This window comes from Pedococcus sp. P5_B7, from assembly GCF_054049895.1.
Genome location: NZ_JBFULM010000004.1, coordinates 113,591 through 127,316, shown reverse-complemented (window position 1 = coordinate 127,316; position 13,726 = coordinate 113,591). Strand labels below are relative to the sequence as shown.

14 protein-coding genes are annotated in these 13,726 nt (G+C 71.5%); 9 read left to right on the top strand and 5 right to left on the bottom strand.

All coding sequences use genetic code 11. The annotated features are described in order from the left end of the window. Positions 1-77: 77 nt before the first annotated feature. The 4 genes from ACXJKD_RS11200 to ACXJKD_RS11185 form a co-directional block, all read right to left on the bottom strand. Positions 78-824, bottom strand: a complete 747-nt coding sequence (locus ACXJKD_RS11200; RefSeq protein ID WP_457254627.1) for an SAF domain-containing protein — start codon at positions 822-824, stop codon at positions 78-80. Between the two features lie 10 nt (positions 825-834). Then, a complete protein-coding gene (locus ACXJKD_RS11195; protein WP_457254625.1) occupies positions 835-1,668 on the bottom strand; it encodes an S-methyl-5'-thioadenosine phosphorylase in 834 nt (277 codons plus the stop codon). 119 nt (positions 1,669-1,787) lie between these two features. After that, positions 1,788-2,102, bottom strand: coding sequence for an FmdB family zinc ribbon protein (locus ACXJKD_RS11190; protein WP_457254623.1), 315 nt, complete (start codon positions 2,100-2,102; stop codon positions 1,788-1,790). Between the two features lie 106 nt (positions 2,103-2,208). After that, positions 2,209-3,897 (bottom strand): potassium/proton antiporter, encoded by a 1,689-nt coding sequence (locus tag ACXJKD_RS11185; protein WP_457254622.1) that lies wholly within the window; start codon positions 3,895-3,897, stop codon positions 2,209-2,211. A gap of 47 nt (positions 3,898-3,944) precedes the next feature. On the opposite strand from ACXJKD_RS11185, the gene ACXJKD_RS11180 reads away from it, so the two are divergent. From ACXJKD_RS11180 to ACXJKD_RS11170, 3 genes are all read left to right on the top strand, one after another. Continuing rightward, positions 3,945-6,593 carry a penicillin acylase family protein gene (locus ACXJKD_RS11180; RefSeq protein WP_457254621.1) on the top strand — a complete coding sequence of 883 codons (2,649 nt, stop codon included), beginning with the start codon at positions 3,945-3,947 and terminating at the stop codon, positions 6,591-6,593. 242 nt (positions 6,594-6,835) lie between these two features. Next, a complete protein-coding gene (locus ACXJKD_RS11175) occupies positions 6,836-7,363 on the top strand; it encodes a hypothetical protein (protein WP_457254620.1) in 528 nt (175 codons plus the stop codon). Continuing rightward, entirely contained in the window at positions 7,363-7,650 is a 288-nt protein-coding gene (locus tag ACXJKD_RS11170) for a hypothetical protein (protein WP_457254619.1), read from the top strand. The genes ACXJKD_RS11175 and ACXJKD_RS11170 overlap by 1 nt, the downstream gene beginning before the upstream one ends. A gap of 73 nt (positions 7,651-7,723) precedes the next feature. On the opposite strand, the gene ACXJKD_RS11165 is transcribed toward ACXJKD_RS11170, so the two are convergent. After that, positions 7,724-8,296 carry a 5-formyltetrahydrofolate cyclo-ligase gene (locus ACXJKD_RS11165; protein WP_457254618.1) on the bottom strand — a complete coding sequence of 191 codons (573 nt, stop codon included), beginning with the start codon at positions 8,294-8,296 and terminating at the stop codon, positions 7,724-7,726. Between the two features lie 29 nt (positions 8,297-8,325). Here ACXJKD_RS11165 and ACXJKD_RS11160 point away from each other — a divergent pair, with 29 nt between their 5' ends. The 6 genes from ACXJKD_RS11160 (at position 8,326) to ACXJKD_RS11135 (ending at position 13,722) form a co-directional block, all read left to right on the top strand. Beyond that, positions 8,326-9,738 (top strand): UTP--glucose-1-phosphate uridylyltransferase, encoded by a 1,413-nt coding sequence (locus tag ACXJKD_RS11160; RefSeq protein WP_457254617.1) that lies wholly within the window; start codon positions 8,326-8,328, stop codon positions 9,736-9,738. Beyond that, positions 9,735-10,955, top strand: coding sequence for a molybdotransferase-like divisome protein Glp (glp, locus tag ACXJKD_RS11155; protein WP_457254616.1), 1,221 nt, complete (start codon positions 9,735-9,737; stop codon positions 10,953-10,955). The genes ACXJKD_RS11160 and glp overlap by 4 nt, the downstream gene beginning before the upstream one ends. 125 nt (positions 10,956-11,080) lie before the next feature. Continuing rightward, complete coding sequence (gene moaC, locus ACXJKD_RS11150; RefSeq protein WP_457254855.1) at positions 11,081-11,512, top strand: cyclic pyranopterin monophosphate synthase MoaC; 432 nt, start codon at positions 11,081-11,083, stop codon at positions 11,510-11,512. After that, entirely contained in the window at positions 11,509-12,078 is a 570-nt protein-coding gene (locus ACXJKD_RS11145) for a MogA/MoaB family molybdenum cofactor biosynthesis protein (protein WP_457254615.1), read from the top strand. The genes moaC and ACXJKD_RS11145 overlap by 4 nt, the downstream gene beginning before the upstream one ends. Further along, positions 12,078-12,740 carry a GNAT family N-acetyltransferase gene (locus ACXJKD_RS11140; protein ID WP_457254614.1) on the top strand — a complete coding sequence of 221 codons (663 nt, stop codon included), beginning with the start codon at positions 12,078-12,080 and terminating at the stop codon, positions 12,738-12,740. Before ACXJKD_RS11145 ends, ACXJKD_RS11140 begins: the two co-directional genes overlap by 1 nt. Before the next feature lie 10 nt (positions 12,741-12,750). Next, positions 12,751-13,722 (top strand): hypothetical protein, encoded by a 972-nt coding sequence (locus tag ACXJKD_RS11135; RefSeq protein ID WP_457254613.1) that lies wholly within the window; start codon positions 12,751-12,753, stop codon positions 13,720-13,722. Positions 13,723-13,726 lie beyond the last annotated feature (4 nt).

Sequence of the window (13,726 nt, the reverse complement as noted above, 5' to 3'; positions counted from 1 at the left end):
CCTTTCCCTAGTTGTCTGTCTGACGCGCTCCACGCTAGCGACTCTGGGGCTGGCGGCACGGGTGTGACGCGAGGGTTTCAGCCCACCCGCGGTCGGTCGCGGGTGAGCACCACGGCGAGCTGGGTGCGGCCGAGGGCGTCGTCAGGGACCGAGAGGATGCGGCCCACGACCTCGTGACCTGCTGAGACGACCATCCCGCCGCCGTCGACGTCGTAGCCGCTCGACGACCCCTGGCCCTGGATGACCGCGCCGAAGTCGGTGGTCCAAGAATTGTCCACGCTCAACACGAGCACCGAGCGCGCCACGAGGCCGTCGGGCCCCCATAGGTCGACCCGGTCACCCGCCGAGACCATCGCCAACGCGCCCGGATCGGGCACTGACACGTGCACCGCCACCATGTCGACCGGCTGGCCGAGCAGCAGGCCGCCGCGGGTGACGCGCGTGCGGGTGAGGGGTTCGCCACGACCGAGCGGCACCGAGAGGGGACGACCCAGCACCGCGCCGAGGTCGTGGACGCTGGCCTCCGGCACGAGGTCGGCCGGCCACCAGACCTCACGCAGCGCTGCCGGGGTCGCGATCTCCCCGACGGCCAGCGGGCGCACCGCGACGACGACCCGCTCCATCGGTCGCGGGTCTGCCGAACGCGCGATCCCGACCAGCGCGGCGGCCGCGGCCACCGCGCACACCACGGCCAGGCCACGTCGGACCACCCGCCGACGCCACTGCCGGCGCCGACCCGGGCCGCGCAGCCAGCCGACCGCCCCGCGCAGACGGCCCGCAGGGCGCGCCCCTGCAGGCGCACTCCGGTCGAGGGTCGCAGGCATGGGAGCTCGCCTAGCTCGGGAGCTCGAACGGCAGGGTGATCCCGCCGAGCGCGCGACGACACGCACAGACGGCGGTGTCGTCCGGCTCCTCGGCCGGCATCGCCCCGAGCGCGGACCGCAGCACCTGCTTGAGCCCGTCGACGTTCTTCGCGAAGACGGCGAGCACCTCCTCGTGCGTGACCGCCGCGCCGCCGTCAACGCCGGCGTCGTGGTCGGTCACGAGGGCGACGGTCGTGAAGCACATCGCCAGCTCGCGGGCGATGGAGGCCTCGGGCATGCCGGTCATGCCGACGATCGTCCAGCCCGCCTGTTGGTGCCAGGCGGACTCGGCCTTGGAGGAGAACCGGGGGCCGTTGACCACGACGAGCGTCCCTCCGTCGGTGACCGGCTTGCCTGCGGCTTCGGCGGACCCGAGGGCCACGGCGCGCCCGCGCGGACAGTAGGGGTCGGCGAACCCGACGTGCACGACTGGTCCCTCCGCGGCATACACGGTGTGCTCGCGACCCCAGGTGCGGTCGACCACCTGGTCGGGCACCACGATCGTGCCCGGCCCGAGCTCGGGCTTGAGCGAGCCGACGGCGCACGGCGCGAGGACCTGGCGGACCCCGACCGAGCGCAGCGCCCAGAGGTTCGCGCGGTAGTTGACCCCGTGCGGCGGGAACCGGTGGCCCTGGCCGTGGCGGGCGATGAACGCCACCCGCCGACCGTCGACCGCACCGATGACGAGGTCGTCGCTCGGGTCGCCGAACGGCGTGGTCACGCTCACCCGCTCGGCCGCCTCGAAGAACTCGTAGAAGCCGGAACCGCCGATGAGGCCGAGGTCGGCGCGAGGGGTCGAGGTCATGCCAGCAGCCTACGCAGCGGGCTGGCGGCCGCACCTCCCGCGCGGGGGCCTGTGGACGCGCCGACGACGACGCCCGCCCTGTGGACGGGGCGGGCGGTGCAGGTATGCCGCGTGGCGCGTCAGGCGGCCGAGCCGTCAGCCTTGGACGGGGTCGACTTCGCCGAGGAGGACGAGCCGGAGTCCGAGGACGAGCTGGACGAGCTGGACGACGACGAGGAGTCGCTCGAGCTGGCGGCCGGCACCGAGGAGGACGAGCCGCTGCGGGAGTCGGTGCGGTAGAAGCCGCCACCCTTGAACACGACGCCCACGGCGTTGAAGACCTTGCGCAGCCGGCCCTGGCACTCGGGGCAGACCGTCAGGGAGTCGTCGCTGAACGACTGCACCGCGTCGAAGCGGTGGTCGCACTCGGTGCAGGCGTAGGAGTACGTCGGCACTGTTCCTCCAAGGGGCGTCCTGGCCGGCTCGCACACGAGCCGTGGCAGGCACTGTGTGGGCTGGCACTGTGATGGTTCGACTGCCAACTATAAGGCCGCGCGAGGGCTACTTCTTCCCGCTGCCGCCGTCGCGGCGGCTGCCACCGGCCGTACGCAGCCGGGCGCCGGCGTCGCGCAGGCGCCCGCCGCGACCCCGGACCCGAGGGGCCGGGTCGCGCCAGCCGGCCAGTCGGCCGTGCTGGCTCACTGACCTGACCCGCTTCTCAGCCAGGGTCTTCACCTCGGCGGTGGAGACGACGAGCAGCTGGTCGCCGCGCCGGAGCACCGTGTTGTTGCCGGGCACGAACCCCTTGCCACCCCGCACGACCAGGGTGACGTTCGCCCCCTCGGGGAGGCGCAGCTCGAACACCTCGACCCCGTGCAGCTTCGATGCCGGACCCACCGTGACCTGCATGAGCTCGGCCTGCAGCTCCTCCAGGGGGGTGGCCTCCACCGCGAGGTCGAGGCTGCGGTAGTCCTCGACGATGCCGAGGCGCCCCGCGACCCAGGGCAGCGTCGGCGCCTGCACGAGGGTGAAGATCACGACGAGGACGAAGACCAGCTCGAAGATCCAGCTGACGTTGCGGGCGCCCACCGTGAGCGGGACGGTGGCGAGCACGACGGGCACGGCCCCCCGCAGCCCGGCCCACGACAGGAAGGCCTGGTCGCGCCAGCCGAGCCGAAACGGCGAGACCGACACCAGCACCGACAGGGGTCGCGCGAAGAGCAGCAGCACCAACCCGATCACGATGGCAGGGACGATCTGGCTGCCCATCTTGCTCGGCGAGGCCAGCAGCCCGAGCAGCACGAACAACCCGATCTGGGCCAGCCAGCCGAGCGCGGTGGACAGGCCGAGCACGGCGGGCCCGTGCGGCAGCTTGAGGTTCCCCAGCACCAGGGCCGCCAGGTAGCACGCGATGAAGCCGCTGGCGTGCACGCTGGCCGCCGCGGCATACGCGAGGACGGTGAGGGCCACCACCCCGATGCTGAACAGACCCGACGCACCCGAGGCGGACCGGCGCATGAACTGGCCGCCCGCCCAGCCCACGGCGAGGCCGATGGCGGCACCGGCGCCGAGCTCGGCGACCGCCTTGAGCGCCAGGGTGAACCAGCCCTCGGCGTCGGCCGGGTTGGCCGACCGCGCGGCGAGGGCGGTCACGAGGATGACCACGGGGGCGTCGTTGAAGCCGGACTCGGCCTCGAGCATGCCGGTGATCCGTCGGGGCAGCGGCACCCGGCGCAGCACCGAGAACACGGCGGCGGCATCGGTCGACGAGAGGATCGCGCCGACGAGCAGGGCGGTGTTCCAGTCGAGGTGCAGGACGAACCGGGCGGCCAGCGCGACCACGGCCACCGACACGATGACCCCGACGGTCGACAGGACGGCGGCCGGTCCGACCGAGCGGCGGATGCCCTCCCACCGCGTGCTGAGACCGCCCTCGCTGAGGATGAGGATGAGCGCGGCGTAGCCGAGCACCTGGGTCAGCTCGTTGGAGTCGAACCGGATCTGGAGGAACGGTCCGGCCTCGCCGATGGCCAGGCCGATGCCGAGGTAGATCAGCAGGGAGGGGAGCCCGGACTTCAGCGACAGGCGCACTGCGGCCACCGAGACCAGCAGCACCAGCGAGCCGATCAGCAGCGCCGGCGTGAGGTCGCGGAGGGTGAACGCGTCGGACGACCCGACCCACCGAAGCGTGCTCGGAATCACCCCCGAAAGCACCTCGGGAGCCACACCCGGGAGGATCGCAGCGCGCACGGCCCGTCACGTCCTTTCCCTTGGTGTGGTGCGGATAGTCTCGCAGGGTGTCTCGCGCCATTCTCGCCCGCCGCATTGCTGTGGCCGTGGCAGCTCTGCTCGTCGTCGTCCTCGGAATTGTCGCGGTTCTCGCGGTCACGTGGGTGCGGCGTCCGTTCCCGACGACGGAGGGCGAGATCCAGCTCCCGGGCCTGTCCGGCAAGGTCAGCGTCCTGCGCGACGACCGCGGGATCCCGCAGATCTACGCCGACAGCGCCGACGACCTGTTCAAGGCCGAGGGCTTCGTCCACGCGCAGGACCGGTTCTTCGAGATGGACCTGCGCCGCCACATCACCGCCGGCCGCCTGTCCGAGCTGGTCGGCGAGGGCGGCCTCGAGACCGACCGCGTGATCCGCACGCTCGGCTGGCGCCGCGTCGCCGAGGCGGAGCTGCCGACCCTCAAGCCCGAGACCCGCCGCTACCTGCAGGCCTACGCCGACGGGGTCAACGCCTACATCAAGCAGCAGGGCGACCCGGCGAAGATGTCGCTCGAGTACGTCGTGCTGGGCCAGAAGGTGACGGACTACCGCGTCGAGGAATGGACGCCGGCCGACTCCCTCGCCTGGCTCAAGGCGATGGCCTGGGACCTGCGCGGTGACTACAGCGCCGAGCTGATGCGGGCCCGCCTCGCCGGCTCGATGCCGATCAACCAGATCAACGAGCTCTACCCGGCCTACGACTACAACGCGAACAAGCCGATCCTCTCCGGCCAGGACTGGTCGCCGCTCACCTCCTCAGCCACGTCCGCCAACTCGGCCGTTCCCGGCAGCGCAGGCGCGAAGGCCAGGGCCGCAGTCAAGGGCGAGCTCGCCGCCGAGACCACGCCGGGCGCCGAGCGTGCGTATGCCGTGGTGCAGCGTGCGCTGAACGCCGTCCCCGTCACGATGGGTCGCGGCGACGGGATCGGCTCGAACTCGTGGGTCGTGGGCGGCAACCGCACCAGCACCGGCAAGCCGTTGCTGGCCAACGACCCGCACCTCGGGGTCTCGATCCCGGGTATCTGGTACCAGGTCGGTCTGCACTGTCGGTCGGTGGGCAGCTCGTGCCCGTTCGACGTGGCCGGCTACTCGTTCTCCGGGCTGCCGGGCGTCGTCATCGGCCACAACCAGTCGATCGCCTGGGGCTTCACCAACCTCGGCCCCGACGTCAGCGACTTCTTCCTCGAGCAGGTGCGAGGCAACACCTACCTGCGGGATGGCAAGCAGGTCCCGCTGACGATGCGCACCGAGACGATCAAGATCGGCGGCGGTGGGGGAGAGCAGACCATCACGGTCCGCAGCACCGTGCACGGCCCGATCCTGTCCGACGCCATCGAGAACGTCGCCAACGCCGGTGACCGACCACCGGTCAACGGGCGTCCCAGTGCTGGGTCCTACGAGGTCGCGCTCCAGTGGACCGGCATCGAGGTGACCCAGACCGCCGACGCGATCTTCGGTCTCAACACCGCCCAGAACTTCGAGCAGTTCCGCACGGCCGCAAAGGATTTCGCGGTGCCGTCGCAGAACCTGATCTACGCCGACACGGACGGGAACATCGGCTACCAGGCGCCCGGCCGGATCCCGATCCGCAGCCGCTACATGGAGGCCGCCCCGGGCTTCTGGATCCGCCCGGGCTGGGTCTCGTCGTGGGACTGGAAGGGCTACGTGCCGTTCGAGGAGATGCCGCACACCTACAACCCGCCCGAGGGCTTCATCGTCGCGGCCAACCAGGCTGTCACCGAGAGCGGGACGCCGTTCCTCACGACCGAGTGGGACTACGGCTACCGCAGCCAGCGGATCAGGTCGCTGGTCGAGAAGGAAGCCAAGATCACGCCGGCGATGATGTCGCAGATCCAGGGTGACACCCGCAGCCAGTTCGCACCCACCTTGGTCAAGGCGCTGCTCAAGGTCGACCTCGGCAACGACGACTTCACCAAGCAGGCGCAGGACCTGTTGCGCGGCTGGGACTTCACCAACCCGGTCGGTGACAGCGAGTCCGGCGCGGCGGCCGCCTACTACAACGCCGTGTGGGCCAACCTGCTCAACCTCACGTTCAACGACGAGCTGCCGAAGGACCTGCGCGCCGACGGCGGTGACCAGTGGATGCGCGCGATGACGGTCCTGCTCACCAAGGAGGGCTCCGCGTGGTGGGACGACAAGCGCACGCCCGGCGTGGCTGAGGGCCAGTCGGAGATCCTGCGCAAGGCGCTCGTGGCAGCACGGCTCCAGCTGACGAAGGAGCTCGGCAAGGACGCCGCCGACTGGCAGTGGGGGCAGCTGCACCAGCTCACGCTCACCCACCAGGTGCTCGGCGGTGACGACGTCCCCAGCGTCGTCGCCAAGCTCTTCAACCGAGGCCCGATCAACATGCCCGGCGGGTCGGCGATCGTGGACGCCAACGGCTGGGACGCCAGCGTCGGCCTCGACGACGAGGACTCCGACAAGGCGTTCGACGTCGACTGGGCGCCTTCCATGCGGATGGTCGTGGACCTCTCCGACCTCGACAAGTCGCGCTGGGTCAACCAGACCGGCAACAGCGGCCACACCTACGACGCCCACTACAGCGACCAGACCGACGCCTGGGTCAACAACGAGCTCTACGACTGGCCGTTCAGCGAGAAGGCGATCCGCGACGCCGGTGGCGACGAGCTCACCCTCGTCCCCGGCGCGACCAGCTGACCTGCGCACCCCCTAGCGCCAGTTGTTCGGAAGATCCGCCGAGCCAGGACACGGCGGATCTTCCGAACAAGTCGATCTCCGGCGTCGGCCGCGGCCCGTGACTGGGCTGGCCGTCCCCTGACAGTTCAACGTGCAGCGATGTATCCCCGATCGGCGGCTTGTGCCCGGCGGCGTCACCCTTTTGGAGATCAGACGTCTCAATTCTGAGGCCACCGCATGCGTCGGCGGCAAAGGGGATCACCATGAAGCGTCTGCTAGTACCCGCCGTCGCCCTTCTGCTGCTCGCTGTCCTGGGGGCTCCAGCTTCAGCCGCGCAAACACCGACGGACCGGGACTGGAAGTCCGCCGTCGTCGGCACCGACGACGGCCTGGACTACGCACCGACGCCCGACGTGAACTTCGCCCTGTCTTCCGATGCACGCCTTTCCGGCGCCGCAGTCGCCGGGGGTTGTCACGGGCATGCTGACACGCCAACCTTCAATGGTTCAGCGAGGACCATTTACGTCCAGGGATACATTGAGTGCACGGAGCCCGCCGATATCGACGTCCTAACCCGTCCGCAGATCTACACGAAGGTAAGCGGCGTCTGGAAATGGGTAAACGCCGGACCGTACTTCTATCAGCACCGGATTGACTGGAGGGTGTGGTCCATGGGTGCAATGTCCTGCACTTCCACCTCCTACCGCCATTGGCGGACTCTCTCGTACGGCCATGTGAACGGGGTGGCCACGCGGGTAGCCACGAGCATCGACATCACGATTCCCTGCTGATGGTGCGGATCATCCACGACGCACCAGAGGCACAGCCCCCGGGCACGGAGGGGATCTTCGGATCGATCGTGGTGCGGGGGGATATCGCCCACGCCCTCCTGGTCGTGCACGACACCGAACCGCCGAGTGTCATGCGTCAGGTCCGCGTCGAGGCCCTGGTGGGGGACCGCTGGGTGCCTTGCATGGTGGTGAGCGTCGGCGGCGGAGCGGGAAGCGACGGGCTCAGCGCGCTCGCCCTCTCCTGGCGAGCCATCCCGCAAGCATCGAAGTACGCCTGCACGTTCTGACGCGCGGCGGCCAGACGCCCGACAAGTCTCGACAGTCCATCAGGTCAGCAACCCTCCGGCAGCCGTCTGCGGGTTACGGTGCCTGACGTCCCGTCAGGTCGACGACACCCAGGTCCGCGGCGATCGCCGCCTGGACGGGGCGGTCGTGCGGCTCGCGCGGCAGCTCCTCGTCGAGCACCTCCCACGGGTGCACGACAGCGACGACCACGGCGTCCGTGCGGGGGAGCACCCGGTCGTAGCAGCCCTTGCCCTGCCCGATCCGCGTCCCCGACCGGTCCACTCCATGGGCCGGCACGAACACGACCGAGGCCCGCGCGATCGCCGACGTCCCGAGCAGCTCGCCGGTGTCGTCCCCGACCGCAGCCACCTCACGCCAGTCCAGGTCCCAGTCCTCGAGCGTCACCGGCACCATGACCCGTATGCCGCGTGCCACCAAGGCGGCGACCAGCGCCTCCGTGGGTGGTTCCAGGGAGGTGGCCTCGTAGGCGGCGACCCAGTCACCGGGAGCCAGCCCCGCGGCATACCCCACCTCGAGGGCGGCGAGCTCGAGCTCGGCACCGTCCCTGGCGCGGTCGCGTCCTGGGACGCGCTCGCGGCGCAGCTCGCGCAGTCGTTGTCGCACGGCTGTCTTGGTGTTCAGGGGCACGCCCAGATCGTCCCACTAGGCTGCCGCTCATGAGCAAGGACGGGCTGGCGCAGGCAGTCGAGCGCATGACGCAGCGGGGGGTGGACCCCTTGGCGGTGCACGTCTTCGAGGACGCCTATGCCCAGCTCGAGGCGGGCAACACCGGCCTCATCCCGGAGTCCGACATCGAACCGCTCACCGACGTGCCACGGCTCGAGGACCTCACCAGCGATGCCGAGGAGCAGGCCCGGGCGCTGGCCCAGACCGCGGTCGTGAAGCTCAACGGCGGGCTCGGCACGAGCATGGGCTTGTCGGGTCCGAAGTCGGTGCTGGAGGTGCGCGACGGGCTGACCTTCCTCGACGTGGTGGCCCGGCAGGTGCTCGCGCTCCGGGAGCGACACGCCGTGCGGGTGCCGCTGGTGCTGATGAACTCGTTCCGCACGCGGGAGCAGTCGCTCGAGGTGCTCGCGGCGTATGACGACCTCCCGGTCGACGGGCTGCCGCTCGACTTCCTCCAGAACGCCGAGCCCAAGCTCCGCGCCGACGACCTCACCCCGGTCTCCTGGCCCGACGACCCCGACCTCGAGTGGTGCCCTCCCGGCCATGGTGACGTCTACGTCGCCCTCGCCGCGAGCGGGGTGCTCCAGGCGTTGCGCGACAAGGGCTTTCGCTACGCCTTCCTCTCGAACTCCGACAACCTCGGGGCGACCTGCGACCCGGCGATCCCGGCCTGGATGGCCCGCGAGTCGATCACCTACGTGTCCGAGGTCTGCGAGCGCACGGTCAACGACCGCAAGGGTGGCCACCTGGCGGTCCGTCGTCGTGACGGCCGGGTCGTGCTGCGCGAACGGGCGATGGTGGCTCCGGAGGACGAGCAGTACTTCGAGGACACCGACCGGCATGCGCTCTTCCACGCCAACAACCTGTGGGTCGACCTCGACGCACTGCACGAGCAGCTCGAGGCGCGTGACGGGGTCCTGGGGCTGCCGATCATCATCAACCGCAAGACCGTCGACCCCAGCCGCTCCGACTCGACTCCCGTGATCCAGGTCGAGTCGGCCATGGGCACGGCGATCGAGGTGTTCGACGGGTCGCGGGCCGTGCACGTGCCGCGTCGGCGCTTCCGGCCCGTCAAGACCACGAACGAGCTGCTGCTGCTCCGGTCCGACCTCTACGGCTTCGGCGACGGCCACGAGGTCGTCGCGCAGACCGACCGACCGGACCCCCCCGTCGACCTCGACGAGCACTACACGCTCATCGACGACTTCGACGCGCGGTTCCCGGAGGAAGCGCCCTCGCTCGTCGAGTGCACGTCGTTGGCGGTTCGTGGCGACGTCACCTTCGGGGCCGGCATCCGGTGCGTGGGCGACGTCGTGGTCGAGGCCGACGAGCGGCGGAGCATCCCTGACGGCACCACGCTCAGCGCGACGAACCTCCCCACGACGGCGATGGCGACCCCGTGATCAGCGTCGAGCAGCACCTCGAGCGAATCCTGGCCACCGTCAAGGTGATCTCGCCTTTCGAGCTCGGCGTCCTCGACGCCCAGGGCTGCGTCCTGGCCGTCGACGTGGAGGCGCGCGGCTCGCTGCCCGGCTTCACCAACTCCGCCATGGACGGGTATGCCGTGCACGCGGGGGACGTGGCGACGGCCAGCGCCGAACACCCCGTCGTCCTTCCGGTCGTCAACGACATCGCCGCCGGCAACACCAAGGCCCTCTCGCTCGCTCCCGGCCAGACGATGCGGATCATGACCGGTGCGCCGATGCCGCACGGTGCCGATGCGGTCGTGCCTGTCGAGGCGACCGACGGCGGCGTCGTGAAGGTCCAGATCCGCGAGGGCCGCGGCGTCGGAGCCCACGTCCGCGAGGTCGGGGAGGACGTCGAGGCGGGCAACGTCGTGCTGCGCCGCGGCACCCTGCTCGGCCCCGGACAGATCGCCCTGCTCGCGGCGGCCGGCATCTCCCGCGTGCGGGTCGTCCCCCGGCCGCGGGTGGTCGTGGTGTCGACCGGCGACGAGCTCGTCGAGGTCGGCCGCACCCCGGGCTTCGGCCAGATCGTCGACTCCAACTCGGTGATGCTCACCGCCGCCGTGACGGCAGTGGGGGCCACGCCGTTCCGGGTGGGGGGCGTGCCGGATGACGCCCGCACCCTGCTCGACACCCTCGAGGGCCAGCTCGTCCGCGCCGACGTGATCATCACGACCGGTGGGGTGTCGATGGGCGCCTTCGACACGGTCAAGGAGGTGCTGTCCCGCGTCGGGACGGTGCAGTTCGACAAGGTCGCCATGCGCCCGGGCATGCCGCAGGGCTTCGGGGTGCTCGGCGAGGACAAGGTGCCGGTGTTCACGCTCCCCGGCAACCCGGTCAGCGCCCTCGTCTCGTTCCACGTCTTCGTCGCGCCGGCCCTGCGCGCGATGGCTGGCCGGCCCGAGCCGTCGTACCCGCCGGGCTACGTCCCCGCCGTCGCCGCCGAGCCGTTCAGGTCGGTGCCGGGCAAGATGGAGTTCGTGCGAGTGGTGCTCGACGACGATCGCGCCCGGCTGGCGGGTGGCCAGGGGTCGCACATGCTCGGCGCCCTCGCCGCGGCCGACGCGCTGGCCGTCATCCCGGCCGACGTCTCCGAGGTCGCCGCGGGCGAGGAGCTGATGTGCCTGCCGCTGCTCGGGAGGGAGGGCCAGTGACCATCGACCCCGCCGAGCGCGCCCCCGACCCCGCCGAGCGCCCCCCCGACCCCGCCGAGGGCCCCCCCGACCCCGCCGAACGCGCCCCGGGCCTCACCCACGTGCGACCCGACGGCTCCGCCCACATGGTCGACGTCTCGGCGAAGGCGGTCACCGCCCGCCAGGCGTCAGCCGCCGGACGGGTCCTGCTCTCGGCTGCTGCGGTTGCCGCTCTGCGTGACGGCACGGTGCCCAAGGGCGACGCGCTCGCGGTCGCCCGCATCGCCGGCATCCAGGCGGTGAAGCGGACCCCGGAGCTGATCCCGCTGGCTCACCCGGTCGCGGTCCACGCGGTGGAGGTCGACCTGGTGGTCGCCGACGACGGGGTCGACATCGGCGCGACCGTGCGCACCGCCGACCGCACCGGCATCGAGATGGAGGCGCTGACGGCGGTGTCCGTCGCGGCGCTCGCCCTCATCGACATGGTGAAGGCGGTCGACAAGCACGCCCGCATCACCGACGTGCGGGTGACGGCCAAGTCAGGCGGTCGCTCGGGCGACTGGGTGGAGGAACCATGAGCCAGCCGGGCAGCGCGACCAGCGACACCAGCGACACCCGCGACACCCGGGACACCCGGGACGCGCCGGACGCAGGGGAGGCCCCCACATCGGCCGGCCGGGCGATCGTCATCACCTGCTCCTCGCGGGCCGCCCGTGGCGTCTACCCCGACCGTGGCGGCCCCCTCATCGTGGACACCCTGCTGAAGTGGGGTTTCGAGGTCGGTGACCCGCTCGTCGTGCCGGACGGCCCGGAGGTGTCCGAGGCGCTCGAGGCGGCGCTGGCTGCGACCCCCGACGTGTTGGTGACCACCGGGGGCACCGGTCTCTCGCCCACGGACCGCACCCCGGAGGCCACCCGAGAGGTGCTCGACCGCGAGGTGCCCGGCCTGGCCGAGGCCATCCGCGGCGCCGGACTGGCTGCCGGAGTGCCGACCGCCGCCCTCTCCCGAGGCTTGGTCGGGATCGCCGGCAGCACGTTGGTGGTCAACCTGCCCGGCTCGACCGGCGGGGTCCGTGACGGGCTGGGGGTGCTCGAGGCGGTCCTGCCGCATGCCCTCTCGCAGATTCGCGGCGGCGACCACTGATGGCCACCTGGCCCGTCGTGCTCCGGGGCGAGACTCCGGGCGGAGAGCAGCTCGTGCTCGGCCCGCTGCGCCGGCGGGACCGGGAAGAGTGGGTCGAGGTCCGCAGCCGCAACCGGCACTGGCTGGGCCCCTGGGATGCGACGTCGCCCGAGCGTGAGCCGACCTACGTCTCCTTCCCTACCCTCGTCCGGCACTACCGCACCGAGGCCAAGGCAGGTCGGATGCTGCCGTTCGTCGTGCGGGTGGACGGCCGGATCGTCGGGCAGATGGTGCTCTTCGGCATCTCCTACGGCTCGTTGCTGTCCGCGGCTGCCGGCTACTGGGTCGACGAGTCGGTCGCGGGCCGTGGGATCGCGCCCACCGCCCTGGCCCTGGCCGGCGACCACGCCCTGGGGTCGATGGGGCTGCACCGGATCGAGGTCAACATCCGCCCCGAGAACACCAACAGCCTGGCCGTGGTGCGCAAGCTGGGCTTTCGCGACGAAGGGGTGCGGGCGGCATACCTGCACATCGACGGGGCCTGGCGCGACCACCGGACGTTCGCGCTGACGACCGAGGACCTCGGGGGTCGATCCCTGCTCGAGCGAATGCACACCAATCACACCAGCCACATTGGCGACACACCGCCCCACGTCCCCGGCGCACCGACTCGGGACACCTAACGTCGTATCCGTGCAGCCCAGCAGTCTCGTCTTCCTCGTCATCATTGCGGTCTGGGCTGCCTATTTCGTGCAGTACTGGGTCCGTCGCCGCGAGCACCTCGCCACCGCGCGCTCGGTCGACCAGTTCTCCGAGTCGATGCGCGTCCTCGAGCGCCGCAGCCCGCTGCCTGCGTCGAACCTCTCGACGCCCCAGCCCCGTTCGTATGCCGTGACGCCGGCTCGCGTCGCACGTCCGCAGGTGCTCGTGAAGCGTGCCGCGACGTCGCCGACCACCGCGACGGCCCCGACCGCGCCACCCGTCGAGCACGGGGCGAGCGCGCCTCGTGCCCTCCCGACGGCCCGGCGCGCCCGGGCCGCCATCATGCTCGGCGCCCTCGCCACGGTCGTCGTGGTGGGCGCCCTCGTCGCCCTCTCGCTCGTGCCGCTCTACGCCGTGGCCGTCCCGGTCGCGGCCGTGGGTGGTGCCCTCGCGTGGTCCCGGGCCGACGCCCAAGCCCAGCGGCGCGCCCGGATGGCAGCCCGCCAGGCGAGTCGCCGCGCCAACCAGCCGCGTCCGGCCGCCGAGCCGCGCACCGCCGAGCGGCGCACCGCCGAGCCTGTGCCGCACACCGCGCCGGCCGCGCCGACCGGCACCGCTCCTGTCGCCGCTGAGGCCGAGATCGCCGACGAGCCCACGTCGGCTCCGGTCCCGGTGCGGGGCGAGCTCTACGACGTGCAGGCCGTGGAGACCAGCCTGCGTCAGCCGTCCACTGCCTCGACCGCCGAGCCGGTCGCCGCAGCGCCCGCCGTCCCCGCCCGGCCGCTCGTCGACGACGACGACATCCCGCTCACCTGGGACCCGGTGCCGGTGCCCCGCCCGACCTACACGATGAAGGCGCGGGTCACCCGTCCCGCCCCGACCTCCGCGGACCTGGTCGGCGACGCCGACACCGAGTACGCGGCATACGACGAGGCTCCTGAGCGACGCGTCGCCGGCGCCTGACGCC